The sequence below is a fragment of the Delftia tsuruhatensis genome, assembly GCF_903815225.1.
Classification (GTDB): domain Bacteria; phylum Pseudomonadota; class Gammaproteobacteria; order Burkholderiales; family Burkholderiaceae_C; genus Comamonas; species Comamonas tsuruhatensis_A.
Map to the genome: position 1 here is coordinate 59,490 of NZ_LR813084.1, position 26,012 is coordinate 85,501.

The following is a 26,012-nucleotide window of genomic DNA, read 5'->3' on the forward strand; positions in this document are numbered from 1 at the left end:
TTTTTTTGCAGGCTGCGTTTCAGGCCTGTCTTGCGAACGGGTAGTCGGTATAGCCTTCGGCACCGCCGCCATAGAACAGGCTGGAGTTCCAGGGATTGAGCGGCAGGTCGTCGCGCAGGCGGTGGACCAGGTCGGGGTTGGAGATGAAGGCCTTGCCGAACGCCACCATGTCGGCGTGGCCGCTTTCCACGGCGCGCACCGCCAGATCGCGGTCATAGCCGTTGTTGACCATCCAGACGCCCTGGCCGCCGGCCTGGCGGTAGGCGGACTTGAGCGCCGCGTAGTCGAAGGGGCGGTCGGGCAGCTCGCGTGGCCCGCCCGTTGCGCCTTCGATGATGTGGATGTAGGCCAGGCCCAGGGGCGCGAGCTGGCGCACCACGTATTCGAACAGCGGCTGGGGGTCGGCATCGACGATGTCGTTGGCCGGCGTCACGGGCGACAGGCGAATGCCCACGCGGCCACCGCCTACCGCGTCCACGGCAGCGCGCGTGCACTCGAGCACCAGGCGCGCGCGGTTCTCGATGCTGCCGCCGTAGTCGTCATCGCGCTGGTTGGCCCCGGTCTTGAGGAACTGGTCGAGCAGGTAGCCGTTGGCGCCGTGCAGCTCCACGCCATCGAAGCCGGCCGTCTCCACGGCATTGCGCGCGGCCACGGCGAAGCTGTGGACGATGGCGGGAATCTCCTGCTGCGCGAGCGCACGGGGCTCGGAGGTGGGCGCGAACTGGCCCTTGCCCGTCTTCTCGTCGATCACATAGGTCTTGGACCGGGCCACGACGGGGGAAGGCCCCACTGGTGCCCGGCCTTCGGGCTGCAGCGAGGTGTGGGAGACGCGGCCCACATGCCACAGCTGGGTGACGATGCGTCCGCCGGCCGCGTGCACGGCGTCGGTCACGCGCTTCCAGCCATCGAGCTGCTCGCTGCCATACAGCCCGGGCACCTGGGCATAGCCCTGGCCCTGGTGGCTGATGGCCGTCCCTTCGCTGATCAGCAGGCCGGCGCTGGCCCGCTGCGCGTAGTAGGTGGCCATGAGTTCGGTGGGAATGGCTCCAGGCGCGCGGTTGCGCGTCAGCGGTGCCATGGCGATGCGGTTGGGCAGGCGCAGCGCGCCGGCCTGGATGGGATCGAACAGAGAGGACATGCGTCGGGGCTTCCTGTGTGTTGACGGACATGCCACCCGCGCGGGTGGCGGGGCGTACATCAAAGGTTAACCCCATGGATTCAACCGTGCAGGCCAGGGATTTGCGCACTGTCGTGCAGGCGACGCGGGCCAGGGTGCACTTGTCGTTCCATGAAAAAAGGCCGGCGGGCATTGCGCCCACCGGCCCGTGGGGACCTGCAGACCCGTGCCTACTTGAGCAGGCCCTCGGCCTTCATGGCGGCCTGCACGGCCGGGCGGGCCAGCACGCGCTCGCGGTAGGCCAGGATGTGGGTCAGTTCGGAGATGTCCACGCCCACGAACTGGGCCCAGCCGGTCACGGTGAACAGATAGGCGTCGGCCACGGTGAACTGTTCGCCCATCAGGTATTCGCGGCCGTTGAGCTCGCCATCGACCCACTTGAGGCGATCCAGCACGCGCTGGCGCACCACGGGCTTGTAGTCGTCCGGCGTGGCGGGGTTGAACAGCGGACCGAAGCCCTTGTGCAGCTCGGTACCGATGAAGTTCAGCCATTCCTGCAGGTGGTAGCGGGCCATGGTGCCGTTGGCCGGTGCCAGTTTCTTCTCGGGCACCAGGTCGGCCAGGTACTGGACGATGGCCGGGCCTTCGTGCAGCGTGTCGCCGTCGTCCAGCACCAGGAAGGGCACATAGCCCAGCGGATTGATCTCGTAGTAGTCCGAGCCGTCCTGCAGCTTGTGGGTCTTGGTGCTGGCCAGGACCGGCTCGTACGCAAGGCCTGCCTCGTGCAGGACGATATGGGGGGACAGGGAACAGGCGCCAGGGCTGTAGTAGAGCTTCATGGTGGATCGCTTCCGATCGGGAAAGAAAGACAAGCGCCCATGCTAAACCCTGTGGCCGGCCCCTGGATGACGGAACCGCGATGCCGGCAGGGTTCAGCCGTGGTCCCGCGCGGGCCGCGGCGCAGCGAGCAGGGCCGGGATCTCCCCCAGTGGCCCGAGCTCAGCAGGCTGGAGTACAGGACGCGGGAGAGCGCGGATGCTCGGCGGGGCCCTTGTCCGGTCAAGGGGCAAGCCGCTGCGCCGCCCACAGCACCTGCTCGATCACCGCCTTCAGGCCCTGCCGATCCTGGGGGCGCAGCAGGCCGCCCGCATCATCGAATGCCTGGCCGGCCTGGCCTACGGCGTGGCTCACGGGGGCCAGCCAGCACTGCAGATTCAGCAGCAGAGGTGCCAGGTGGGACTGGGCGCGCAGGCCTCCAAGACCCCCCGGGGAGGCGCTGGCCATGCCGACCACCTTGCCGCGAAAGGGCAGGGTGCCGTCGGACCAGAGGGGGTCGCCGGCCACGGGGCTGGAGGCCCAGTCGATGGCGTTCTTGAGCAGGGCGGGGTAGCTGCCGTTGTACTCGGGCGAGCAGATCAGCCAGGCGGGATGGCCGTGCAGCGCCGCCTTGAAGCGCAGCACGTCCGGCGGCGTGCCGCGGGCTTCCAGGTCGGCGTTGTACATGGGGATGTCGAATTCCGACAGCTCCAGCAGCGTGGGCTGGGCGCCGAGTTCGCGGGCCATGCCGGCGGCGGCGGAGGCCAGGCGCCGGTTGTGCGATTGTTGGCGGGTGCTTCCCGCGAAGATGAGGATCTGCATGGCCGCCATTGCATCACAGGCGCCGCACATGTTTCTTGCAAGCCACCCCGCCCTGGCAAGGCCGCACGCAGCATCCTTCGGCCCGCGTGCTGTTTCACGTGGAACAGCCTCCCCGTACGGCAGGGCGGGCCGACCCCTTGCAAGGCATTGTTGCGCCAAAGATGGGAAAATCGCAGGTTCCCCGCTGGGTAGCGCCTGCCAGATGCACGAGGCCTGCCCGCCATGAGCGCCGGAGCGTGAGTGCTTCGTGTCGGGGGCTTGGGCCGGGCAGGCCCCCGGAGTCATAAGCATGTTGTACCCACAGGAATTTGATGTGATCGTCGTCGGCGGTGGCCACGCCGGCACCGAGGCCGCGCTCGCGGCCGCGCGCATGGGCTGCAAGACCCTGCTGCTCAGTCACAACATCGAGACCCTGGGCCAGATGAGCTGCAATCCCAGCATCGGCGGCATCGGCAAGGGCCACCTGGTCAAGGAGGTGGATGCGCTGGGCGGCGCCATGGCGCTGGCCACCGACAAGGGCGGCATACAGTTCCGCATCCTCAACAGCTCCAAGGGGCCGGCCGTGCGCGCCACGCGTGCCCAGGCCGATCGCGTGCTGTACAAGGCGGCCATCCGCGACATGCTGGAGAACCAGCCCAACCTGTGGCTGTTCCAGCAGGCCGTGGACGACCTCATGGTCGAGGGCGATCGCGTGGCGGGTGCCGTCACCCAGGTGGGCGTGCGCTTTCGCAGCCGCACCGTGGTGCTCACGGCGGGCACCTTCCTGGACGGCAAGATCCATGTGGGCCTGAACAACTATGCGGCGGGCCGCGCGGGGGACCCCCCGGCCGTCAGCCTGTCGGCACGGCTCAAGGAACTGCAGCTGCCCCAGGGCCGCCTGAAGACCGGCACGCCGCCGCGCATTGACGGCCGCAGCATCGATTTCTCGCAGTGCGAGGAGCAGCCTGGCGACGGCATGCCTGGTGGCGTGAACGAAGGCGTATTGCCGGTATTCAGCTTCATCGGCAATGCGGCCATGCACCCGCGCCAGATGCCGTGCTGGATCACTCATACCAATGCGCGCACGCACGAGATCATCCGCAGCGGCTTCGACCGCAGCCCCATGTTCACGGGCAAGATCGAGGGCGTGGGTCCGCGCTACTGCCCCAGCGTCGAGGACAAGATCAACCGCTTTGCCGACAAGGAAAGCCATCAGATCTTCCTGGAGCCCGAAGGCCTGACCACCCACGAGTTCTATCCCAACGGCATCTCCACCAGCCTGCCTTTCGACATCCAGTACGAGCTGGTGCGCAGCATGAAGGGCCTGGAGAATGCCCACATCCTGCGTCCTGGCTACGCCATCGAGTACGACTACTTCGATCCGCGCTCGCTCAAGAGCAGCTTCGAGACCCGCCAGATCCAGGGTCTGTTCTTCGCGGGCCAGATCAACGGCACGACGGGCTACGAGGAGGCCGCGGCCCAGGGCCTGTTCGCCGGTGTCAATGCCGCGCTGCAATGCCGCGGCGAAGGCCCGTGGCTGCCGCGCCGCGACGAGGCCTACCTGGGCGTGCTGGTGGACGACCTGATCACCAAGGGCGTGACCGAGCCCTACCGCATGTTCACCAGCCGTGCCGAGTTCCGCCTGCAGCTGCGCGAGGACAACGCCGACATGCGCCTGACCGAGGCAGGCCGCCGCATGGGCCTGGTCGACGATGCGCGCTGGGACTCCTTCAGCCGCAAGCGGGATGCTGTTTCACGTGAAACCGAGCGCCTGAAGTCCACCTGGATCAACCCGCGCATCGTCGCGCCCGAGGAATCCGAGCGCGTCCTGGGCAAGTCCATCGAGCGCGAATACAACCTGTTCGACCTGCTGCGCCGCCCCGACGTGGGTTACGGCAAGCTCATGGGCCTGAACGAGGGCCGCTATGCCTCGGCCGATGTGCAGCCCGAAGCGCTGGGCGAGTTGAGCGAGGCGGTGATCGAGCAGGTGGAGATCGCCGCCAAGTATGCGGGCTACATCGACCGCCAGAAGGACGAGGTGCAGCGTGCCGCGCATTTCGAGAATCTGCGCTTGCCGGACGAACTCGACTACATGCAGGTGCCGGCATTGTCCTTCGAGGTACGCCAGAAACTGCAAAAGCACCGCCCCGAGACGCTGGGCCAGGCCTCGCGCGTCTCGGGTGTGACGCCCGCGGCGATCTCGCTGCTCATGGTCCACCTCAAGAAGGGGGGCTTCCGAGGCTTTGCTGCGGATGCCCGGGGCGAGGAGGCCGCAGCATGACCCAGGATCTGCGCGCGCGCCTTGAAGCGGGCCTGAGGGAGCTGGGCCTGGACCTGGCCTCCGCACAGGTCGATACGCTGATGGAGTTCCAGGCCCTGCTGGGCAAATGGAACAAGGTCTACAACCTGACGGCCGTGCGCGACCCCGAGGAGATGCTGACCCACCACCTGCTCGACAGCCTGGCCGCCGTGCCGTCCTTGCAGCGCCACCTGGCCCAGTCGCATTCTCGCGAAGGCCGCACCGCCATGCTGGATGTGGGCTCGGGCGGCGGCCTGCCCGGTGTGGTCTTTGCCATCTGCTGCCCGCAGATCGACGTGCACTGCGTGGACACCGTAGGCAAGAAGGCCGCCTTCATACAGCAGGCGGCGGCCACGCTGCGCCTGCCCAACCTGCGCGGCATCCACAGCCGCGTGGAGCAGTTGAGCACCCGCTACCCGCTGATCAGCTGCCGCGCCTTTGCCTCTCTGGCGGACTTCACGAACTGGTCGCGCCAGGCACTGGAGGAGGGGGGCACATGGCTGGCCATGAAGGGGCGCCACCCCGACGACGAGATCGCCGCGCTGCCCGCCGAGGTGCAGGTGTTTCACGTGGAACCGTTGAAGGTTCCGGGGCTGGATGCCGAGCGCTGCATCCTGTGGCTGCGCCTGGCAGCCTGACTTTCTTGCCGATTCGTACACTGCCGTACTGCGGCGTGGCCATGTTCCCCATGCGCGGGACATGGCCCTCGCATAAACTCCCAGCTTTCATTGCCCAGGGGTCAGCATGTTCGGCATCTCCGATTTCAGTGCCTTCGCCGTTGCCATTCTTCTGTTCCTGCTGATCCCCGGGCCGGGCAATCTGGCGCTGATCACCTCCACGGGCAAGGGAGGCGTGCGTGCCGGCATGGCCGCCTGCCTGGGCGTGCTGGCCGCCGACCAGATCCTGATCTGGATGGCCGTGGCGGGCGTGGCCGCGCTGCTGGCCTCCTATCCGGCGGCCTTCCATGCCGTGCAGTGGTTGGGCGCGGCCTATCTGGGCTGGCTGGGCTTCAGGATGCTTGCGGCCAAGCCTGGCGACAAGCCCGTGCTGCACATCGAGCCACGCCACTATTTCCGCCAGGCCGGGCTGATTACGCTGATGAATCCCAAGTCCATCGTGTTCTATATGGCTTTCTTTCCGTTGTTCGTGGACCCCGCCCGCCACCAGGGCCTGCTCACGTTCGCGGTCATGGCCGCCACGGTGGCCGTGCTGACTTTTCTCTATTGCCTGATCGTGGTGCTGTTGACCGCGCATCTGGCCGAGCGCATGCGCGCCAATCCCGCGGTTTCCCGTTTTCTCGAGAAAACTGCGGGCGTGTTCCTGATCGGTTTTGGCCTCAAGCTGGCCATCGCCAAATAAGCGTGTAAATACCATGGCCAAAATCTTCTGTGTCGCCAATCAAAAGGGTGGGGTCGGCAAGACCACCACCACCGTCAACCTTGCTGCGGGCCTGGCCAGGATCGGCCAGCGCGTGCTCCTGATCGACCTGGACCCGCAGGGCAATGCCACCATGGGCTCGGGCGTGGACAAGCGCGCGCTGGAGCTGTCGGTCTATGACGTGCTGCTGGAGAACGCCAGCGTCAAGGAGGCCGCCGTGCGCTCCGAGGCCGTGGGCTACGACGTGCTGGGCGCCAACCGCGAGCTCAGCGGCGCCGAGATCGAGCTGGTCACGCTGGAGCGTCGCAACGACCGCCTCAAGGGCGCGCTCAAGGCCGCCGATGCCGACTACGACTTCGTGCTGGTGGACTGCCCGCCCAGCCTGTCCATGCTCACGCTCAACGGCCTGTGCGCGGCCCATGGCGTGGTGGTGCCCATGCAATGCGAGTACTTCGCGCTCGAGGGCCTGACCGACCTGGTCAACACCATCAAGCAGGTCCACGCCAACATGAACCCCGACCTGCAGATCATCGGCCTGCTGCGCGTGATGTTCGACCCCCGCACCACGCTGCAGCAGCAGGTCAGCGACCAGCTCAAGGAGCACTTCGGCGACAAGGTGTTCGACACCGTGATTCCGCGCAACGTGCGCCTGGCCGAGGCGCCCAGCTACGGCGTGCCCGGCGTGGTGTTCGATCCCTCGGCCAAGGGCAGCAAGGCCTTCATCGAGTTCGCGCGCGAGATGGTGCGCCGCATCAAGAAGATGTGAGCCATGCAGGTTCCACCTGAAACGCAAGGGCAGGCAGCGCCAGCGGACATGCCGGCCGAGGACGTCTGGCTGCTGCCCGGCTGGCAGAACTCCGACGCCGGCCATTGGCAAAGCCGATGGGAGCAGCGCCATGGCTACCGGCGCCTGGAGCAGAACGACTGGCAGCGCCCGCTGCGCGGCGACTGGAGCGCGCGGCTGCAGGAGACGGTGCTCGATGCGCCGCGTCCCGTGGTGCTCGTGGCCCACAGCCTGGGCTGCATTCTCGTGGCCTGGTGGGCCGCGCATTCTCCGCTGGCCGCGCACAAGGTGCGCGGTGCGCTGCTGGTCGCGCCCGGCGATGCCGAGCAGCCCCATCTGCGCGAGGTGCTGCCGGGCTGGGCGCCCGTGATGATGCAGCGCCTGCCGTTTGCCTCCATCGTGGTGGGCAGCAGCAACGACATTCATTGCAGCGCGCGGCGCGCGCGGACCATGGCTGATGCCTGGGGCGCGCGCTTCGTCGATGCCGGCCCCGCGGGCCATATCAACACGGCCAGCGGGCTGGGCGACTGGGACGGTGGCCACAAGCTGCTGCTGACCCTCTGAAAAGGACGAACAACCATGGTGACCAAGAAACCCAAGGGACTGGGACGCGGGCTTGAAGCCCTGCTCGGCCCCAAGGTCCACGACAAGGAGCAGGCCGGCGCCCCGGTGGCCGAGACCGGACTGCCCAGCGTGCTGCAGCTGGACGTGATGGTGCCCGGTCAGTACCAGCCGCGCACCCACATGGACGAAGGTGCGCTCTACGAGCTGGCCGAGAGCATCAAGGCGCAGGGCATCATGCAGCCCATCCTTGTGCGCCGTCTGGCCAAGGGCGACCACGCCGGCAAGTACGAAATCATCGCCGGCGAGCGGCGCTTCCGGGCCGCGCGCATCGCGGGCCTGGCCGAGGTGCCGGTGCTGGTGCGCGAGGTGCCCGACGAGGCCGCGGCCGCGATGGCGCTGATCGAGAACATCCAGCGCGAGGATCTCAACCCGCTGGAAGAGGCCCAGGGCCTGTCGCGGCTGGTCAAGGAATTCGGTCTCACGCACGAGCAGGCGGCCCAGGCCGTGGGGCGCTCGCGCAGCGCGGCCACCAACATCCTGCGCCTGCTCAACCTGGCGGATCCGGTGCAGACCATGCTCATGGCCGGCGACATCGACATGGGCCATGCACGTGCGCTGCTGTCGCTGGACCGCGCGGCACAGATCACGGCAGGCAACCAGATCGCGGCCAAGAAGCTGTCGGTGCGCGAGGCCGAGGCCCTGGTCAAGAAGATAGGCGCTGATTTCAGCCTGGTGCGCCAGAAATCCAAGAAGGACGGCAAGACGCGCGACATCAAGCGTGTGGAGGAAGAGCTGTCCGACCTGCTCATGGCCGATGTGGAGGTCCGCATCAAGAAAGCCGTGCGCCGTGGCGGCAAGCTGCAGGAAATGGGCGAAGTGGCCATACAGTTCGGCTCGCTTGACGCGCTCAATGGCCTGATAGAACGTTTGCGCGGAGAAGCCGGCTGACATCGCAAATTGTCTGTAACTGCTTGTCACCGTTGCGCCATTTGTGGCATGCAGGCACCGACAGGCTTTTTTGCAATGGGCAATGACGGTATATTGCACGCCGTTCAGCAGGGTAATTGTCTGTAATCGATGACTCAGGATGCGTCCTGTCGCGCTTGCATCGGTCATTGCCCGGCGACGCCGTACCACTTCGACCAGACAAAGAGGATCACACCGTGAAGAAGTACCTTGCCCTGACTGCCATCGCCGCCGTGACACTGTCCGGCTGCGTGACCACCGACATGCGCATGGGGTCGCCGGAGGCCAAGACAGTGGCTTCGGGGGCCGCAGGCGGCGCCAGCGCCGAGAACGCCAACACCGAGCTGGAGCGCTGCGATTCGTCGCTGGGCACCATCTCGCTGGTCGAGAACCAGACGGCCGGCTGGTACACCATCCTGACCCAGCAGTACCGCCTGCCCCCGACCTCGCAGCTGCTGCGCCTGATGATCCAGCAGTCCAACTGCTTCATCGTCGTGGAGCGCGGCGCGGCCGGCATGGGTGCCATGGCGCGCGAGCGCGCACTGATGGACTCGGGCGAAATGCGCGGCGGCAGCAACCTGGGCAAGGGCCAGATGGTGGCCTCCGACTACGGCCTGTCCCCCGAAGTGATCTTCAACCAGAGCGATGCCGGCGGCATGGGCGGCGCCATCGGCGGCCGCGCAGGCGGTATCTTCGGCGCGCTGGCTGCGGCCACCAAGACGCGTGAGGCCTCGGTCATGCTGGCCCTGGTGGACAACCGCTCGGGCGTGCAGGTGTCGGCCTCCGAAGGCTCGTCCTCCAAGACCGATTGGGGCGGCATGGGCGCGCTGTTCGGCGGCTCTGCCGGCGCCTCGCTGGGCGGCTATACGCGCACGGCCGAAGGCAAGGTGATCGCCGCCGCCTTCATGGATGCCTACAACCAGATGGTGCGCTCGCTGCGCAACTACAAGGCCCAGACCGTCAAGGGCCAGGGCCTGGGTGGCGGTGGCCGCCTGGGCGTGGACGGTGGTGCCGCACCTTCGCAGACTTCGGCTCCGGGTGCCAATGCCGCCGGCATGTCGCTGCGCGCGGCCCAGCAAAAGCTCAATGCACTGGGCTACAACGCCGGCTCCCCCGATGGCGCCATGGGCAAGAACACCCAGAATGCACTGCGCGAGTTCCAGCGCGACCAGAGCCTGCCGCAGACAGGTCGCCTCGACCGTGCAACCTCGCAAGCGTTGCAACTGCAATAAGCAGCACGCCGCGGCCATGCCCGGAGGGCGCGCATGAAGCGCCTTCCCTGGCCCGCCCCGGCCCTGCTGGCCTGGGCGGGCGCCTGGCTCGCCTATGCCGGGCTGCAATCGACGACAGGGCCGCTGGCCGCCTGGCTGGCGGCCTGTTTCTTGGGCGTGCTCGCCAGCCTCATGGCCAGGCCCTGGTGGCGGCGCCTGGCGGTGGCAGCGGGCTTTCCGCTGTCCTGCCTGATGCTGTGGGGTCCGGGCGGCCTGGCCGCCATCAGCCCCTGGCTGTGGCTGGGCGCCCTGGGCCTGCTGACCCTGGTCTATCCGCTGAACGCCTGGCGCGATGCGCCGCTGTTTCCCACGCCGGCCGAGGCGCTCGACGGCCTGGCCGATGCCGCGCCGCTGCCTCAGGGGGCCGCCGTGCTGGATGCGGGCTGCGGCCTGGGGGACGGCCTGCGCGCGCTGCGTGGCCAGTACCCGCAGGCGCGGCTGCATGGCATGGAGTGGAGCTGGCCGCTGCGCTGGCTCTGCGCGCTGCGCTGCCCCTGGGCGCGCGTGCGCCGCGCCGACATCTGGCTGGCCGACTGGAGCGGCTACCGCATGGTCTACCTGTTCCAGCGCCCCGAAAGCATGGGCCGCGCGGCCGTCAAGGCCGCCACCGAGCTGCCCGATGGCGCCTGGCTGGTCAGCCTGGATTTTGCGCTGCCGGGCGTGGAGCCCTCGTGGCAGCGCCAAGGTCCGGGGCGCCACAGCCTCTGGGTCTACCGCATGCCCTTGGGTGGGCCCGGTGAAGCCGTGGTGCATGTGCCCGAGCCCGAGGAAACGCCCTACGAGAAGGCGCTGCGCGAGCTGCAGGAACGCCGGTGAGGGGGCGCGCCGCCTACTTCTTCGCGCTGGCCTTGCTCACGTAGAGCGACAGCGCCGCGATGTCGGCATCGCTGAGCGTGGCCTTGAACGAGGGCATGGCGCCTATGCCGTCGCGCAGGGCGCGGGCCACGCGCGCGGCATCGGGCTGCAGTTCGTCGAGCACGGGGCCGATGGCCCCCTCGGCGCCCGCGTCCTTGAGCGTGTGGCACAGCGCGCAGGCCGGCGTGGCCGTGCCGAACAGTTTCTTTCCCAGGGCCATCTGGGCCGCCTCGTCGGCGAAGGCGGGGGCGGACAGCGCGAGCGCGCTGCCCAGCAGGGCGGCGGGGATCAGGTGTTTCATCGTGAACAGGCAAGGAGAGTGCGGGTCCGCCACGGTCTGGTGCCGTGGGCGGGAACGGGGGTGGAGGCAGGCCGTCGTCAGGCCACGGTGACGGTCACGGCGTGGTCGGCCCAGCTGGTGTTGTTGTAGCCGCTCTGGTTTTCGCCGCGCGTCTCGGGCTGGACGTTGCCGCGCGCGTCCGTGGCACGGCTGGCCAGCACGTGGGTGCCCTTGGGCAGGCGGGCCTGCAGCACGAACTGGCGCCAGGCGTATTTGCCCAGGTCGGGGCCGACCAGGCGCGCGGCCTGCCAGCTCTTGCCGCCGTCGATGGACACCTCGACACCCTTGACGGCATCCATGCCGCCGAAGGCCACGCCATGGATCTGCACCAGGCCGGCCGCCTGCAGCCCGTCCTCGGGCAGCGGCGAGTTGATCCAGGACTTGACGCCCATTTCCTGCACCGACGGCTGGCTGGGGTCTCCCTTGCTGCCGGGCGGCGAGATGCGGTAGCCGTGGGACATGATCATGGCCTCGCTCTCGCGCGGCGTGAAGGCCAGCTGCTTGATGTACTTGATGTTGTTCACGCCGGTGTAGCCGGGCACGATCAGGCGCAGCGGGCCGCCATGGGCCAGCGGGATGGGCTCGCCGTTCATCTCCCAGGCCAGCAGGGCGTCCTGCAGGGCCGACAGCGGTACCGAGCGCTCGACGATGACGCTCCTGGGATCCAGCCCGGGAGGAAGCACCTCGCCGCCCGTGCCGGTCATGTAGCGGCCGCCATCGGCCACGCCACCCAGGGCCTGGACCACATCGCGCACGGGCACGCCGCTCCAGACCACACAGCCGGCCGCACCCACGGTCCAGGGCGTGCCACTGGGCTTGCTGGGGAAGAAGGCCCGGCCGTTGCCCGAGCACTGCAGCACCATGGCCACGGTTTCCAGTCCCAGCGACTTGAGCTCGCGCACGCTCAGTGCGCGCGGCTGGCGCACGCCCTCGACCTGCAGCTGCCAGGCGTCGCGGTCGGCGACGATGGACTCGGGCGGCGTGGGCAGGTTGTTGCGCACATAGAGCTGGTCGCTGGGCGTGATCACGCTGGTGCCGAAGGCGCCGCGCCGCGTCTCGATGGTGGTGGAGCTGTGGACGATGAGGGCATCGGCCTTCTTCCAGCCCGCATAGCCGGGCAGGGGCTTGGCGGCGGGCGCGGCGGCGGCCTGCGCGAGCGCGCCCTGGTGGAAGCTTGCCAGGCCGGCCGCGGCCAGTGCGCTGGCGCTGCCGGCCAGCAGGCGTCTGCGTGGCAGCGAGGGGGGGCAGATGGTGCATGGTGTGTCTCCTCTGGATGGTTTTCAGGTGGCGGGGATGGGACGGGCCGGGACGATGAGGGGGGGCGGGGCGCCGAGGGCCCTGCTGGCCGCAGCCAGGGCCTGCTTCTTCTGGGCCACGAGCACCAGCGGGCGGCCTTCGCGCGAGCGCACCACCTGCCAGTGCATGCTGGCCCACCAGCCCCGGCCATCGGCCAGGCGCTGGGGCTGGTCGAAGGCCAGCACGGTGACGATGCCGCCCTTCTCGAAGAAGGTGGTCAGGTGGTAGGCGCGCGTGCCGTCGATGTCGCAGGGCCGCATCAGCTGGGTGTAGCCGGGCAGCTTTTCGCCGGCCGGCAGGTCCAGGTGGCGCGCGACCTCGGCCTCGGGCATGAAGCTGCCGCGCAGCGTGCGCTCGTAGTATTCGTGTTCGATGGCGGCGCGCACCAGCTCGGGCGGGCGAAGTGAAAGCGCGGCAGTGGCCAGCGTGCCCGCGGCCAGCAGCGCGCCCATCAGGCCGCGCAGGCTGGCGCGCGCATGCCATGGCGTATGGCGCAGCAGATGGGCCGGGGGCTCGCCGGCGCTGCCCGGGTCGAAGGCCAGGGCCATCTCGGCGCGTGCCCGCAGGTCGAAGGCGGATTCGTCGGCCGTGTCCGGTGGATTCATGTTCAACCTTGGTATCTCGGGGGTCTGAGCGGGACGACGCGGGCCGCTGACCTGGGCGCGGTCAGCGCCGCCTTCAGTGCCTCGCGGGCGCGCGCCAGGCGCGACAGCACCGTGCCCGGCGCGATGTCCAGCGCCTCGGCCATCTGGGCCGTGGGCATGTCGTCGAAGTAATAGAGCACCAGCACCTCGCGATGGATGGGCGCGAGGTGCGCCAGCGCCTTGACCACGTCGAGCTGGTCGTCGAGGTCGGAGGCCGGGGTGGCGGCACGCTCGTCCAGCGTCTCGTCGCCAGGCACGAGATGCACGGCGGGCGCCAGGTGCCGGAAGGCGTGGCGGCGCATGATCTGGAACAGCCAGGCACGCGCCATCGAGGCATCGCGCAGCTGGTGCCGGAAGCGCCAGGCACTGGTGAAGCAGTCCTGCACCACGTCCTCGGCCAGCGCGCGCGAGCCCGTCAGCGCCCAGGCGCTGCGCAGCAGGAATCGGTAGTGCTCGCGCACCCACTGGTTGTAGCGCGACTCGGCGGAAGGGATCATGCGGCATAAGAGCACGCGGGCCGCCGCTGCATTCCATGGCCTGCCCATAGGCAAACCCTATATCGGCAGGGCTATCGCGAAGCGCCGATCCGTTCCTGTTGGGGCAGGGTGGCCCTGAATACAGCGCCTGGTGCGGCGCGGGCCGCCGCTGCGCCGGCCTGCTGGCCGAAAAAGCGTGCCGGCGGCATGCCCACGGTACGGTGCACCATGGCGCTGAAGGCGCTGGGGCCGTAGCCGAGTTCGGCCGCGATCTGCTGGATGGGCAGGCCGCGCGCGGCCAGGCTGACGGCATGGGCCAGCACCACCTGCTGGCGCCAGGCCGTGAAGCTGCAGCCCAGCTCCTGCTGGAACAGCCGTGCCACGGTGCGCGGGCTGGCGCCAGTGTCGGCCGCCCAGGCGGCCAGACTGCCGTGCTGGGTGGGGTCGGCGACCACGGCCTCGCACAGCATGCGCAGCCGTTTGTCCCGGGGCATGTCCACGCCCAGGTTGACCTCGCGCGCGTGGCGCAGCTCCTCCAGCAGCAGGGCGCCCAGGTGGTGCTCGCGCTGCAGCGTGGCGGCATCGGGCAGGGGCTGGTCGTCACGCTGCTTGGGCAGGGCGATGATCAGTTCGCGCATCAGGGGCGAGATGTCGAGCACGCGGCAGCGCGCCCACTTGTGCGGGTCGCAGGCATCGGCGCCGCCCCGGCCCGGCAGCACCGGGCCCTGGGCCGTATCGTCCTGCAGCACGTAGATGGAGGTGAGCACGGCATCCTCGACCATGGCCACGGCATGGACCAGGCCGGGCGGGATCCAGACAGCCTTGGACGGTGGCGCGATCAGCGTGCCCTGCGGGGCCGCCAGATGCAGAACGCCGTCCAGCGAGACCGAGATCTGCGCCCAGCTGTGGGTGTGCGGTATCACGCGGGTGCGTGCCGACAGGTGGTGCTGCTTGGCGCGTACGGGGCGCTCGCGCGTGGGCACGAAGAGGTGGGGGAAGAGCGCCTCCACCGTCTCCAGGGGCCGGCCCCTGCGTACCGGAGGAGGCGCGGCGCCGGGACTGGCGCTGGCGGCAGCGTCGGGAGGAAAAGCGGGTTTTGGCATGTTCACGACAGAAGTTGGCAGACTATCGCATACAAGCCGAAACCCTGCTGCCTAAGATGCGGCCATGACCCGCTCTTCCTCTCACGCTGCGGATGCCGCAGCGCCCGACCTGTTCCGCCGCGACGCACGTACCATCGGCCTGATCGGCCTGGCCCACGGCTCCTCGCACTTCTTCCATCTGCTGCTGCCGCCGCTGTTTCCCTGGCTGATCGCCGAGTTCGGCTACAGCTATGCCGAACTCAGCGTGATGGTGTCCCTGTTCTTCGTGGTCTCGGGCGTCGGCCAGGCCCTGGCCGGCTTTGCGGTGGACCGCTTCGGCGCGCGGCCCATCCTGTTCGCCGCGCTGGGCAGCTTCACCGTGGCCGGGCTGGTGGCCAGCTCGGCCCAGGGCTACGGCATGCTGCTGCTGGCGGCTTTCTTCGCGGGCCTGGGCAATGCGCCCTTCCATCCGGTGGACTTCACCATCCTGAACAAGCGCGTCTCGGCACAGCGCATCGGCCATGCGTTCTCGGTGCACGGACTGTCGGGCAACATCGGCTGGGCGCTGGCGCCGCTGTTCATGGCCGGCATCACCACGGCCACGGGGTCCTGGCGCCTGGCCTGCCTGTGCGGCGCGGCGCTGGCGGCCACCATCCTCGCCATCATGGTGATCCACCGCGATGCCCTGGACGACCGTGCCGCCGACGCCAATGTCCCGGTGGCCCGCACGGCCGCCGCCGCACCGCAGGAGCACCCCATGGCCTTCCTGCGGCTGCCCTCGGTGTGGCTGTGCTTTTCCTTCTTCTTCTGGAGCACCTGTGCGCTCAGCTCCATCCAGAGCTTCGCCAGCCCGGCCATGCAGTCCATGTACGGCCTGCCGCTGAGCGTGACGGCCCTCATCGTCACGGGCTACATGCTGTGCGGCGCCGCCGGCATGGTGGCGGGAGGTTTTCTCGTGGGGCGTGTGCAGCGGCTGGAGAAAGTGATCTCCATCTGCATGCTGGGTTCGGGCCTGGCGCTGTTCCTGGTCGGCACGGGCTGGCTGCCCGCCATGGTGGCGGTGGCCGTGGCCTCGATCGCCGGCCTGGGCACGGGCCTGGCCGGTCCCTCGCGCGACATGCTGATCAAGCGCGCAGCTCCTCCTGGCGCCACGGGCCGCGTCTACGGCACGGTGTATTCGGGGCTGGACCTGGGCTTTTGCCTGGCCGCGCCCGTGTTCGGCTACATGCTGGACCATGGCCTGAGCCATGGCGTGTTCTACGGCGCGGCCATCGCGCTGGTGCTCAGCGTGGTATCGGCCGTGGTGGTGGGCGACGGCGTGAGCAAGAGGAGCAATATGGCGCTGAGCACGGGCTGAGTGCCTGGCCGCCAGCAGGAAAGCCCCGAGGCCGAAGGCCCCGGGGCTTTTGCTTTTTGTACCGCGCAGGCATGGCGATTGCATGCGCCTGGCTCGGCGCCTGCTATCGTGCCGGCACAACTTTTTCACCACAGGAGACCCATCCGATGCCTTCCGCCTTCTCCCCGCTTTCCCGCATGTTCCGCAGCGCCCCTCTGGCGCTGGCCCTCGCCATGGCCGGCCTGGCGAGCGGTGTCCATGCCGCGCCCCGGGCCGATATCCAGGCGCTGGCGCAAAAGCACCAGCAGCCGCTGCTCGATACGCTGCGCGATCTGGTGCATATCGAATCGGGCAGCAAGGACATCGAGGGCGTGGAGCAGATCGCCAACTATGTGGCCGGCAAGCTGCGCGAGCAGGGCGGCAAGGTCGAGATCCTGCAACCCACCGACGTCTACCGGCTGGGCGACACGCCCGAGAAGATCGGCCCCATGGTGCATGCCGAGTTCAAGGGCAAGGGCACGAGCCGCATCATGCTGATCGCCCACATGGACACGGTCTATCTGCGCGGCATGCTCAAGGACCAGCCATTCCGCATCGAGGGCGAGCGCGCCTACGGCCTGGGCATCGCCGACGACAAGCAGGGCGTGGCCCTGATCCTGCACACGGTCGCCATGCTGCGCCAGCTGGGCTTCGACAACTACGGCACGCTGACGGTGCTGATGAACAGCGACGAGGAGATCAGCTCGCCCGGCGCGCGCAGCACCATCACGCGCCTGGGTGCCGAGCAGGATGCGGTGTTCTCCTTCGAGGGCGGTGGCACCGATGGCGGCGTGCGCCTGGCCACCAGCGGCATCGGCGCGGCCTACCTCAAGGTCGAGGGCAAGGCCTCGCATGCGGGCGCCAAGCCCGAGGACGGCGTGAACGCGCTGTACGAGCTGTCGCACCAACTGCTGCAGATGAAGGACCTGTCCAAGCCCGAGACCGGCCTCAAGCTCAACTGGACCGTGGCCAAGGCCGGCACCAACCGCAACGTCGTCCCTGCCGAGGCCACGGCCCAGGCCGACGCCCGCGCGCTGCGCGTGGCCGACTTCACGGCGCTGGAGCAGGCCATGCAGGCCAAGGTGGGCCACAAGCTGCTGGACGCCAGCAAGGTGCAGCTCAAGTTCGAGGTGCGCCGCCCGCCGCTGGAGGCCAGCGAGGCCTCGCGCAAGCTGGCGAAGCAGGCGCAGACCATCTACAGCGATGAGCTGGGCCTGAAGATGAGCGTGATGGAAAAGGCCACGGGCGGCGGCACCGACGCGGCGTTTGCGGCGCTCAAGGCCAAGGGTGCGGTCATCGAGGGCTTTGGCCTGAGCGGCTATGGCGCGCACTCCAATGATGCGGAGTACGTGCAGCTGAACACCATCGTGCCGCGCCTGTACCTGGCGACGCGCATGATCATGGATATCTCCAAGTAGGCTTCCGGATCCCCTGTCTCCGGGGGGCCCTCATGTGCCAAGTCCTGCTGGACATTGGCTCGGGTCGATTTTTCGACCCTGCCGGGTGGTTGTTTTTCGAGGCCGGGTCTCGGCCCGGCGGCCGACCTCCTTTCTTGTCGCACGACAAGAAAGGAGGCAAAGAAACGTGCCCGAATGCCCGCGACCCTCCGCTTCGCTGCGGGCAACCTGCGCCGGGCCACCTGCGGGGTTCGCCGCAGAACTCACTGCGCGCTGCGCGCTCCGTTCAAACAACTGCGGCGAGTCAGATGACGAAGCAAGCCTGTCCTTCGGCAGGCTTGCAACCCCGCAGGCGGCCCGACGCAGGCGCGGCCATACGGGAGCGATACAGACTGCGGTGGCGCAAAAAAAGGCATGCCTTGCGGCATGCCCTGAACGCGCATCGTGGGGCGCTCTTTGTCTGTTACTGGGAACTGATGTTCTTGTCCTTGGCGATCTTGCTCCAGCGCGTGAAGTCGGCATTCAGGCGTGCCTTCATGGCCGCGCCGTCCTGGTAGGTGGCGATGGCGCCGGCGGCCAGCATCTTCTTTTGCAGCTCGGGCTCGGCCAGGATCAGCTTGAGTTCCTGGTTCAGGCGCTGGACCACGGCGGGTGGCGTGTTCAGCGGAGCGATCAGGCCGCCCCAGGTGTCGGCGTCGAAGCCGGGGAAGCCCTGCTCGGCCACCGACTTCACGTTCGGCAGCAGCTGCTTGGCCTTTTGCGAGCTGACGGCAATGGCGCGCAGCTTGCCGGCCTGGATGTGGGGAAGGGCCGCGACCACGTCGGCGAACATCACGGCGATCTGGCCGCCGATCAGGTCGGTCACGGCCGGGGCGCTGCCGCGGTAGGGCACGTGCTGCATGTCGAAGCCGCCCAGGTCCTTGAGCTGTTCCATGGACAGGTGGCCGAAGCTGCCCGTGCCCGAGCTGGTGTAGTTCAGCGCGGGCTTCGCCTTCTTGGCGTGCTCGATCAGCTGCTGCAGGTTGGTCACGTCCGGCAGCTCGCGCGGGTTGATGACGATGGCCATGGGCAGGTCATAGACCGTGGCCACGGGCAGGAAGTCCTTGCGAACGTCGTACAGGTTGTTGTTGAACAGCATGGGCGCCAGCAGGGCGGGCATGCCGAACATGGACAGCGAATAGCCGTCGGCGGGCGACTTGATGAAGGCCGCCGTGCCCACCGAGCCCGAGGCGCCGGGGCGGTTGTCGATGACGATGGTCTGGCCCAGGCGCTCGGTCAGGCGCTGGGCGACGATGCGCGCGGCCGTGTCGGTGGGGCCGCCGGGCGGGAAGGCCACGGTCAGCTTGATCAGCTTGTCGGGCCACTGGCTCTGGGCCCGGGCGGCGGGGGCCAGCGTGGCGATGGCGGTGGCGCAGGCGGCGGAAAGGATCTGGCGGCGCGAGGCCTGAAAGGGGGTGGAAGTCATATGTCTCCTCAAGCGGGAAGGGTGGAAATGAGAGCCGTGGGGCGGTTTGGGTGGGAACGTCTGCGCGCTCTCAGATGATGTTTTTGGCGCGCAGTGCGGCGCGGGCCTGCTCGTCCAGGCCCAGGCGCTGCTGCAGCACCTCGTCGGTGTGTTCGCCCTGGTGGGGCGGCGCCAGGCGCACGGGCAGGCGCTGGCCGTCCAGCGCGTAGGGCGGGGCCAGCACGGACTGGCTGCCGGCCTCGCTGTCCTCGAAGCGGTGCAGCAGGCCGGCCTCGGCCGTGCGCCGCGAGTTCAGGGCCTCGAACAGGCCCAGCACCTCGCCGCAGGGAATCTGTGCGGCCGTCAGGCGTTCGAGCAGCTCGGCGCGCGTGAAGCGCAGCAGCTCGGCCTGCACCAGGGGCATCAGGGTTTCGCGGTGTGCCGAGCGCGCGGTGTTGGTGGCAAAGCGTTCGTCGACCGCCCACTCGGGCCTGGCGATGACTTCGGTGCAAAAGCGCTGGAACTGGCCGTTGTTGCCCACGGTGATGACCAGGGGGCCGTCGGCTGCCTCGAACACGCCGTAGGGCACGATGGACGGATGGGCATTGCCGAACTTGGGCGGGTCGCCGGCCTTGAGCAGGGCTTCCATGCCGTAGTAGCTGGTGATCATCAGGCCGCAGTCGTACAAGGCCATCTGCACATGGCGGCCGCGTCCGCTGCGCTCGCGCTCGTAGAGCGCGGCCAGGATGGCCTGGGCCGAATACATGCCCGTGAACATGTCCACGGCGGCCACGCCGAACTTCAGCGGGCCCTGGCCGCGTTCGCCGTTCATGGCCATGATGCCGGACTCGCCCTGCACCACCAGGTCGTAGCCGGGGCGCGTGGCCTCGGGGCCGCTGCGCGCGTAGCCCGAGATCGAGCAGTACACCAGGCGCGGGTTCGCGGCCGACAGCTGCTCGTAGCCCAGGCCCAGCTTCTCGGCACCACCGACCTTGAAGTTCTGGATCACCACGTCGCTGTCCGCCGCCAGCGCGCGCGCGATGCGCAGGCCGTCCTCGGTCTGCAGGTCCAGCGTGACCGAGCGCTTGTTGCGGTTGGCGCTGTTGAAGTACGAGGTATTGCGCAGGCCCACGCGCACGCCCCAGTCGCGCGTGTCGTCGCCGCGGCCCGGGTGCTCGACCTTGACGACGTCGGCGCCCAGGTCGGCCAGCGCCATGGCGCACATCGGCCCGGCCAGCACGCGAGAAAGATCCAGGACGCGCACGCCGTCCAGCGGCAGGGAAGAGGGGAGAGCACTCATGCGAAACCTTGTCGAACCATGAAAACCGCGCAGGGCAGGTCATGCCCTGGCAGCCCCGCATTCTTCATGCGTTGATGGACTTTGACAATCGTGCTAAAAAATGGACATTGTGTGTACTGAGGCTTGACAATGGATCTGGGCGGACTGTCCCTGCTGGTGGACATCATCGAGGCCGGCAACCTGAGCCGGGCCGCGGCGCGGCTGGGCATGAGCCGTGCCAACGTCAGCCACCGGCTCAACCAGTTCGAGCGCCAGATCGGCCAGCAGCTGTTGCGACGCACCACGCGCCAGGTCGAGCCCACCGAGCTGGGCCTGAAGCTGTACGAACATGGCCGCGCCATACGCCAGGAGGTCATGGCCGCCGCAGAGTCGGTGGACAGCCTGGGCCAGAGCCTGCAGGGCACGGTGCGCCTGAGCGTGCCCAGTGGCTATGGGCAGCTGCAGATGTCGGCCTGGCTGACTGAATTCATGGCCTTGCACCCGGGCATCACGCTGGAGGTGATCTTCGACAACGACATCGACGACCTGATGCAGGGCGCGGTGGACTTTTCCGTGCGCGTGATGACCGAGCCGCCCGAGAGCCTGGTGGCCTGCCATCTCGGCGACGTGCTCTACGAGGCCTGCGCCACGCCGCAGTTCCTGGCCGCGCAGGGACGGCCCGATTCGCTGCTGGCGCTCAAGCGCGTGCCGCTGATCACCTCGGCGCTCACGGGCCAGAAGCTGCGCACGGCGGGCATGAACGGCGCGCGGCCCACCGAGCTGCGCATACGCCCGCGCCTGACTTCGCCCAACTTCCACTTCCTGCGCGACGCCGTGCTCCAGGGCCTGGGCGTGGCCGTGGTGCCGCGCTACATGGTGGCGGCCGAGCTGGCCAGCGGCGCGCTCGAGCGCCTGGCGCTGCCGCCCGGAAGCCTGGATTTCCTGGCCACGCGCCAGTACCTGCTGTACATGCCTTCGCGCTACCAGACGCGGGCGATCTCCACATTGATCGATTTCCTGCGGGAGAAGGCCGCGGCCGAAGGGCTCAGAGGCTGAAGATCTTGCCGGGATTCAGGATGTTCTTCGGATCCAGCGCCTGCTTGATGGCGCGCATTATCTGCACGGCGCCGTCGCCGGCCTCCTCGCGCAGGAAGTCCATCTTGTGGATGCCCACGCCATGCTCGCCCGTGCAGGTGCCGCCCAGGGCGATGGCGCGTGCCACCAGCTGGTGGTTGAGCTGCTCGGCGCGTGCGCGCTCGTCGTCGTTGTCGGGGTCGATCAGGTAGCCGAAGTGGAAGTTGCCGTCGCCCACGTGGCCGACGAGGAAGTAGGGAATGCCGCTGTCGTCGGCCTCGCGCACCGAGTCCAGCAGGGCGTCGGCCAGGCGGCTGATGGGCACGCAGGCATCGGTGGTGATGCAGCGGCAGCCCGGACGGCTGGAGACGGCGGCGAAGTAGGCGTTATGGCGGGCCGTGAACAGCCGCGTGCGGTCCTCGGGACGTTCGGCCCACTCGAAGGCATTGCCGCCGAATTCGCCCGCGATGTCCTGCACCATCTCGGCCTGTTCCTTCACGCCCGTGGGCGAGCCGTGGAACTCCATCAGCAGCATGGGCTCCTCGCGCAGCGCGAGCTTGCTGTAGGCATTGACCATGCGCACGGCATTCACGTCCACCAGCTCCACGCGCGCGATGGGCACGCCCATCTGTATGGTCTGGATCACCGTGCGCACGGCGGCCTCGATGCTGGGAAAGGAGCAGATGGCCGCGCTCACGGCCTCGGGCAGCGGGTACAGGCGCACCGTGATCTCGGTGACCACGCCCAGCGTGCCCTCGCTGCCCACGATCAGGCGCGTGAGATCGTAGCCGGCGCTGCTCTTCTTGGCACGCGTGCCCGTGCGGATCACCTCGCCGCTGGCCGTGACCACTTCCAGCGCCAGCACGTTCTCGCGCATGGTGCCGTAGCGCACGGCATTGGTGCCGCTGGCGCGCGTGGCCGCCATGCCGCCGATGGAGGCGTCGGCGCCGGGATCGATGGGGAAGAAGAAGCCTGTGTCCTTGATGGCATCGTTGAGCTGCTTGCGCGTGATGCCGGGCTGCACCGTGACCGTGAGATCCTCGGTGTCCACCGACAGGACCTGGTTCATGCGCGAGACGTCGATGCTGATGCCGCCCTCGACGGCCAGCAGGTGGCCTTCGAGCGAGGAGCCCGCGCCATAGGGGATGACGGGCACGGCATGCTGGTCGGCGAGGCGGATGGCGTCCCGCACGTCCTGCGTGCTTTGCGCAAAGACCACGGCCGCGGGCGGAGGCGCCTGGATGGCGCCCTCGTCGCGGCCGTGCTGTTCACGCACCGCCAGGGCCGTCGAGCACTGGGCGCCGAAGCGTTCCGCCAGTGCGTCGAGGAAGGCTTCGGGGACGGGGCGCTGAACGAATTCAGGCTGCAGGCGGACGGGGGCGACAGGGGCGTTCATCGGTGTTCTCCAGGGGAACTGGAAAGAATACCACCGGCCCTGCCGCCCTCGTATGCGTGGTTGCCGTCAGCGCGGCTGCACGGCCTTGCTGAATTCCTCGCGCGACAGCGATCCGTTCTTGTCGGTGTCGATCTGGGCGAAGTTGCTGCTCACGGCGGGCAGGGCCTCGGCTTCCTTCTTGCTCAGCTTGCCGTCCTTGTTGGTGTCGGCGCGATCGAAGGCGGCCTGGACATCGTTGCCTTGCGCCGGTGCGGTGGAGGGGGCAGGCGCGGCTTGCACGCCTGTTGCGGGGCCGCTGCTGGGGCCCAGGTCCTGGGCCATGGCGGCCGCGCCGCCGAACGACAGTGCCGCGAACAGCATCACGCTGCGGATTTCAAAACCGGAGACTTTACGCAGTTGGGAGGTCATGCTGTCGAATTCCTTTCGGATGTGGAACATGGATGCATTCCACCCGCTGGCGGCGATGGAGGCCAGCACTTTTGCCGCCTGTTGCCTGCGACAACATTTGCGTGCCGGCTGTAACGCACAATCGGGTGATGGGCGCCACCGGCCCCATCCCGCACCCCGCATCGCCAAGGAGAACGCCCATGGGCAACCGTTTGACACAGATCGCCACGCGCACCGGAGACGACGGCACCACGGGCCTGGGCGACAACACGCGCGTGTCCAAGCACAGTGGCCGTCCGCACGCCATGGGTGATGTGGACGAACTCAACTCCCACATCGGCCTGCTGCTGTGCGAGGCGCTGCCCACCGATGTACGCGAGCTGCTGGTCGATATCCAGCACCAGCTGTTCAACCTGGGTGGCGAGCTGTCCATCCCGGGCTATGAGCTGCTCAAGGACGAAGCCCTGCTGCAGCTGGACCAGGCCCTGGCCCACTACAACGCGCAGTTGCCCCGGCTGCAGGAGTTCATCCTGCCGGCGGGCACGCGCGCCGCGTCGCAGGCCCATGTCTGCCGCACCGTGGCGCGACGTGCAGAGCGCGCCGTGGTGGCTCTGGAGCAGGGCGAGGCCATGCGGCCCGCGCCGCGCCAGTACCTGAACCGGCTGTCGGACCTGCTGTTCGTGCTGGCGCGCGTGCTCAACCGCCTCGATGGCGGCGACGACGTCTACTGGAAAAGCGAGCGCCTGGCGCGCAGTGCCGGCGAACACTGAGACCGCGCATGCGCCTGCGCCACATCGAGGTCTTCAACGCGGTGATGCAGACCGGCAGCGTCAGCGCGGCGGCGCGGCTCATCAACATCACCCAGCCGGCCGTCAGCCGCACCCTGCAGCATGCCGAGCTGCAGCTGGGCTTCGCGCTGTTCCAGCGCGCGCGTGGCCGGCTCACGCCCACCAATGAGGCGCTGGCTCTGTTCCCCCATATCGAGAAGCTGTTCGAGCAGCTCGACGAGGTGCAGCGCCTGGCCGACAACCTGCGCCATGGCCGGGCGGCGGATCGCCTGAACGTGCTCACCGTGTTCGCGCTCAGCCGCGAGGTGCTGCCGCGCGCCGTGGCGGGCTTTCGGCAACTGCATCCGCAGGTCCAGGTCCATGTGCAGGCGCTGCACACGCCGCAGGTGGTATCGGCCCTGCTGCTGCAGGAGGCCGACGTGGGCTTCGTCATCAGCTCCGTGGGCCAGCCCGCGCTGGAGCATGAGCTGCTGTCCGAGGTGGACATGTTCTGCGTCCTGCCCAAGGGGTTGCTGCCACCTTCGCGCGTGCGCCCGGAAGGCATGGAGCTGCGCGACCTGGCCGAACTGCCCGTGGTGGCCCTCGACGCCCGCGATCCGCTGGGCATGCGCCTGGGCCAGGCCTGCCGCGAACACGGCGTGGGCCTGTCTCCCGTGGTCACCGTGCAGACCTACCACGCGGCCCTGTCCATGGCCGAGTACGGCCTGGGCGCGGCCATCATGGACGGTTGCACGGCCCTGGCCGCCGACCGCCGCAAGGTCCACGTCGTGCCCCTGCTACCGCGCATCACGGTGGGGGTGAATGCGCTCAGCCTGCCGCAGCGGCCGGGGTCGGTGCTGGCGCGGGCAATGACGGCGCAGATGCGCAAGGCGCTGAGAGAGCTCCTGGCGGCCTGATCGGCTCAGGCCATGGCCATCTGCGCCACCAGCCTCTGTGCCGACCCGAAGGCCAGTGTCAGCCCCAGCGCGCCGTGGCCGGTCTGCAGCCACAGGTTGCGCGGGCCGCCGCGCTGGCGGCCCGTGAGGGGCAGGCCGGTGGGCGTGGCGGGGCGCATGCCGGTCCAGGGGTGGAGGTCGCCATCCAGTGGCAGGTCGGCGAAGACTTCCTGCGTGGAGCGGCGCAGGCTGGCGATGCGCCGCGGGTCCACGCGCGTGTCGGGGCCTGCGATCTCCACCATGCCGGCCACACGCAGGCGGTCGCCGATGCGCGCGAAGACCACCTTGCGCGATGTGTCCGTGACGCTGACACGTGGCGCGGCCTGGGGGGCACCGGATGCATCGACGGTGATGCTGTAGCCCTTGAGCGGGTAGACGGGAATGCGCAGGCCCAGCGGGCGCGCGTGGGCCGCGCTTTCCCAGCCGCTGGCCAGCACGTAGTGGTCGGCGTGGACGGGGCCTGCGGTGGTGTGCACGCCTGCGACGGCATCGCCCTGACGCTCGAAGCCCCGGACCAGGGTGCCATAGCGCAGGTCGGCGCCAAGTGCCACGAGCCGGGCGGCGAGCTGTTCGCACAGCTGGCGGCAATCGGCCGCGCTCTCGCTGGGGGTGTAGACGGCACCCGCGATGTGCCGCGCATGGCCGGCCAGCGCGGGTTCGATGCGTGCGGCCTCTGCGGCATCGACCACCTGTTGCGGTGCACCGCCCATGCGCGCCTGCAGTGCGACCTGGCGGGCGGCGCAGTCCAGGCCTTGCTGCGAGGGAAACAGCACCAGCTTGCCCGGCGTGTGCAGATCGCAGGCCAGGGACTCGGTGGCCTGCATGGCCTCGAAGGCCTGGCGGCTTTCGGCGGCCAGCGCCAGCAGGGCCTGCGTGCCGGCGCTGGAAGCCCGGGCATTGCAGGCACCCAGAAAGCGCAGGCCCCAGGCCCATTGCGCGGGGTCGGCGCGCAGGCGCAAGGCCAGTGGCGAATCCTTTTCCAGCAGCAGGCGGGGCAGCATCTTCCAGATGCCGGGATCGGCCAGCGGCTGCACGTAGGAATAGCTCAGTTGCGCGCCATTGCCGCCGCTGGCGCCCTGGGCGGGGCCCGGTGCGCGGTCCAACACGGTGATGCGGTGGCCGGCCCGCTGCAGCGCCCAGGCCGTTGCCAGGCCGACGATGCCGGCGCCCACGATGCAGACATGCATTGATCGTTTCTCCATGCAGCCGCACTGTAGGCCTGCCATGGGCGCTGCGGCCATGGCATTTG

General features: G+C 68.8%; 26 protein-coding genes. 13 read left to right on the plus strand and 13 right to left on the minus strand.

The annotated features are described in order from the left end of the window. Positions 1 to 19: 19 nt before the first annotated feature. The 3 genes from L1Z78_RS00255 to L1Z78_RS00265 all read right to left on the minus strand — a co-directional run bounded on the left by L1Z78_RS00255 (position 20) and on the right by L1Z78_RS00265 (position 2,764). Complete coding sequence (locus L1Z78_RS00255; protein WP_234639593.1) at positions 20 to 1,138, minus strand: alkene reductase; 1,119 nt, start codon at positions 1,136 to 1,138, stop codon at positions 20 to 22. 209 nt (positions 1,139 to 1,347) lie between these two features. Then, entirely contained in the window at positions 1,348 to 1,956 is a 609-nt protein-coding gene (gstA, locus tag L1Z78_RS00260; RefSeq protein WP_234639594.1) for a glutathione transferase GstA, read from the minus strand. Between the two features lie 220 nt (positions 1,957 to 2,176). Next, positions 2,177 to 2,764, minus strand: a complete 588-nt coding sequence (locus L1Z78_RS00265; RefSeq protein ID WP_234639595.1) for an NADPH-dependent FMN reductase — start codon at positions 2,762 to 2,764, stop codon at positions 2,177 to 2,179. A 280-nt stretch (positions 2,765 to 3,044) separates the two neighbouring features. Between L1Z78_RS00265 and mnmG the strand changes: the two genes are divergently transcribed. From mnmG to L1Z78_RS00305, 8 genes are all read left to right on the plus strand, one after another. Further along, a complete protein-coding gene (gene mnmG, locus L1Z78_RS00270; RefSeq protein WP_234639596.1) occupies positions 3,045 to 5,015 on the plus strand; it encodes a tRNA uridine-5-carboxymethylaminomethyl(34) synthesis enzyme MnmG in 1,971 nt (656 codons plus the stop codon). Next, complete coding sequence (rsmG, locus tag L1Z78_RS00275; RefSeq protein ID WP_234639597.1) at positions 5,012 to 5,671, plus strand: 16S rRNA (guanine(527)-N(7))-methyltransferase RsmG; 660 nt, start codon at positions 5,012 to 5,014, stop codon at positions 5,669 to 5,671. The genes mnmG and rsmG overlap by 4 nt, the downstream gene beginning before the upstream one ends. Before the next feature lie 106 nt (positions 5,672 to 5,777). Continuing rightward, the gene (locus L1Z78_RS00280; RefSeq protein WP_234639598.1) at positions 5,778 to 6,392 is read left to right on the plus strand and encodes a LysE family transporter; all 615 of its coding nucleotides are present in this window, start codon (positions 5,778 to 5,780) and stop codon (positions 6,390 to 6,392) included. A gap of 13 nt (positions 6,393 to 6,405) precedes the next feature. Continuing rightward, positions 6,406 to 7,176: a ParA family protein gene (locus L1Z78_RS00285; RefSeq protein WP_234639599.1), complete on the plus strand. Its 771-nt coding sequence runs from the start codon at positions 6,406 to 6,408 to the stop codon at positions 7,174 to 7,176. Positions 7,177 to 7,179: 3 nt separating this feature from the next. After that, the gene (locus L1Z78_RS00290) at positions 7,180 to 7,758 is read left to right on the plus strand and encodes an RBBP9/YdeN family alpha/beta hydrolase (protein WP_234639600.1); all 579 of its coding nucleotides are present in this window, start codon (positions 7,180 to 7,182) and stop codon (positions 7,756 to 7,758) included. A gap of 15 nt (positions 7,759 to 7,773) precedes the next feature. Next, positions 7,774 to 8,706, plus strand: coding sequence for a ParB/RepB/Spo0J family partition protein (locus tag L1Z78_RS00295; RefSeq protein WP_234639601.1), 933 nt, complete (start codon positions 7,774 to 7,776; stop codon positions 8,704 to 8,706). 215 nt (positions 8,707 to 8,921) lie between these two features. Further along, complete coding sequence (locus L1Z78_RS00300) at positions 8,922 to 9,956, plus strand: peptidoglycan-binding domain-containing protein (RefSeq protein ID WP_234639602.1); 1,035 nt, start codon at positions 8,922 to 8,924, stop codon at positions 9,954 to 9,956. A gap of 33 nt (positions 9,957 to 9,989) precedes the next feature. Beyond that, a complete protein-coding gene (locus L1Z78_RS00305; protein WP_234639603.1) occupies positions 9,990 to 10,811 on the plus strand; it encodes a class I SAM-dependent methyltransferase in 822 nt (273 codons plus the stop codon). Between the two features lie 13 nt (positions 10,812 to 10,824). Here L1Z78_RS00305 and L1Z78_RS00310 read toward each other — a convergent pair whose 3' ends face one another. The 5 genes from L1Z78_RS00310 to L1Z78_RS00330 form a co-directional block, all read right to left on the minus strand. After that, positions 10,825 to 11,160: a c-type cytochrome gene (locus L1Z78_RS00310; protein WP_234642290.1), complete on the minus strand. Its 336-nt coding sequence runs from the start codon at positions 11,158 to 11,160 to the stop codon at positions 10,825 to 10,827. Positions 11,161 to 11,228: 68 nt separating this feature from the next. Next, positions 11,229 to 12,440: a sulfite oxidase gene (locus L1Z78_RS00315; protein ID WP_234642291.1), complete on the minus strand. Its 1,212-nt coding sequence runs from the start codon at positions 12,438 to 12,440 to the stop codon at positions 11,229 to 11,231. Positions 12,441 to 12,470: 30 nt separating this feature from the next. Further along, positions 12,471 to 13,091, minus strand: coding sequence for a hypothetical protein (locus L1Z78_RS00320; protein WP_234639604.1), 621 nt, complete (start codon positions 13,089 to 13,091; stop codon positions 12,471 to 12,473). A gap of 2 nt (positions 13,092 to 13,093) precedes the next feature. Then, positions 13,094 to 13,627 (minus strand): RNA polymerase sigma factor, encoded by a 534-nt coding sequence (locus L1Z78_RS00325; RefSeq protein ID WP_234639605.1) that lies wholly within the window; start codon positions 13,625 to 13,627, stop codon positions 13,094 to 13,096. Positions 13,628 to 13,698: 71 nt separating this feature from the next. Then, positions 13,699 to 14,709, minus strand: coding sequence for an AraC family transcriptional regulator (locus L1Z78_RS00330; RefSeq protein ID WP_234639606.1), 1,011 nt, complete (start codon positions 14,707 to 14,709; stop codon positions 13,699 to 13,701). Positions 14,710 to 14,773: 64 nt separating this feature from the next. Here L1Z78_RS00330 and L1Z78_RS00335 point away from each other — a divergent pair, with 64 nt between their 5' ends. Further along, positions 14,774 to 16,045: an MFS transporter gene (locus tag L1Z78_RS00335; protein WP_234639607.1), complete on the plus strand. Its 1,272-nt coding sequence runs from the start codon at positions 14,774 to 14,776 to the stop codon at positions 16,043 to 16,045. Between the two features lie 146 nt (positions 16,046 to 16,191). After that, positions 16,192 to 17,481, plus strand: a complete 1,290-nt coding sequence (locus tag L1Z78_RS00340) for a M20/M25/M40 family metallo-hydrolase (protein ID WP_234639608.1) — start codon at positions 16,192 to 16,194, stop codon at positions 17,479 to 17,481. A gap of 442 nt (positions 17,482 to 17,923) precedes the next feature. Here the strand turns inward: L1Z78_RS00340 and L1Z78_RS00345 are convergent, their stop codons facing one another. Then, entirely contained in the window at positions 17,924 to 18,925 is a 1,002-nt protein-coding gene (locus L1Z78_RS00345; protein WP_234639609.1) for a Bug family tripartite tricarboxylate transporter substrate binding protein, read from the minus strand. A gap of 70 nt (positions 18,926 to 18,995) precedes the next feature. Continuing rightward, positions 18,996 to 20,204 (minus strand): CaiB/BaiF CoA transferase family protein, encoded by a 1,209-nt coding sequence (locus L1Z78_RS00350; protein ID WP_234639610.1) that lies wholly within the window; start codon positions 20,202 to 20,204, stop codon positions 18,996 to 18,998. 129 nt (positions 20,205 to 20,333) lie between these two features. Here L1Z78_RS00350 and L1Z78_RS00355 point away from each other — a divergent pair, with 129 nt between their 5' ends. Next, positions 20,334 to 21,239 (plus strand): LysR family transcriptional regulator, encoded by a 906-nt coding sequence (locus tag L1Z78_RS00355; RefSeq protein WP_234639611.1) that lies wholly within the window; start codon positions 20,334 to 20,336, stop codon positions 21,237 to 21,239. On the opposite strand, the gene L1Z78_RS00360 is transcribed toward L1Z78_RS00355, so the two are convergent. Beyond that, positions 21,229 to 22,653, minus strand: coding sequence for an FAD-binding oxidoreductase (locus L1Z78_RS00360; protein ID WP_234639612.1), 1,425 nt, complete (start codon positions 22,651 to 22,653; stop codon positions 21,229 to 21,231). The two genes, L1Z78_RS00355 and L1Z78_RS00360, sit on opposite strands and share 11 nt — an antisense overlap. Positions 22,654 to 22,719: 66 nt before the next feature. Continuing rightward, the gene (locus L1Z78_RS00365) at positions 22,720 to 23,061 is read right to left on the minus strand and encodes an EF-hand domain-containing protein (protein WP_234642292.1); all 342 of its coding nucleotides are present in this window, start codon (positions 23,059 to 23,061) and stop codon (positions 22,720 to 22,722) included. A gap of 179 nt (positions 23,062 to 23,240) precedes the next feature. On the opposite strand from L1Z78_RS00365, the gene L1Z78_RS00370 reads away from it, so the two are divergent. Together L1Z78_RS00370 and L1Z78_RS00375 are read left to right on the plus strand one after the other, a co-directional pair. Beyond that, positions 23,241 to 23,810 carry a cob(I)yrinic acid a,c-diamide adenosyltransferase gene (locus tag L1Z78_RS00370; protein WP_234639613.1) on the plus strand — a complete coding sequence of 190 codons (570 nt, stop codon included), beginning with the start codon at positions 23,241 to 23,243 and terminating at the stop codon, positions 23,808 to 23,810. A gap of 8 nt (positions 23,811 to 23,818) precedes the next feature. Further along, positions 23,819 to 24,724 carry a LysR substrate-binding domain-containing protein gene (locus L1Z78_RS00375; RefSeq protein WP_234639614.1) on the plus strand — a complete coding sequence of 302 codons (906 nt, stop codon included), beginning with the start codon at positions 23,819 to 23,821 and terminating at the stop codon, positions 24,722 to 24,724. Positions 24,725 to 24,729: 5 nt separating this feature from the next. Here the strand turns inward: L1Z78_RS00375 and L1Z78_RS00380 are convergent, their stop codons facing one another. Then, positions 24,730 to 25,950 (minus strand): D-amino acid dehydrogenase, encoded by a 1,221-nt coding sequence (locus tag L1Z78_RS00380; RefSeq protein WP_234642293.1) that lies wholly within the window; start codon positions 25,948 to 25,950, stop codon positions 24,730 to 24,732. Positions 25,951 to 26,012: the final 62 nt, after the last annotated feature.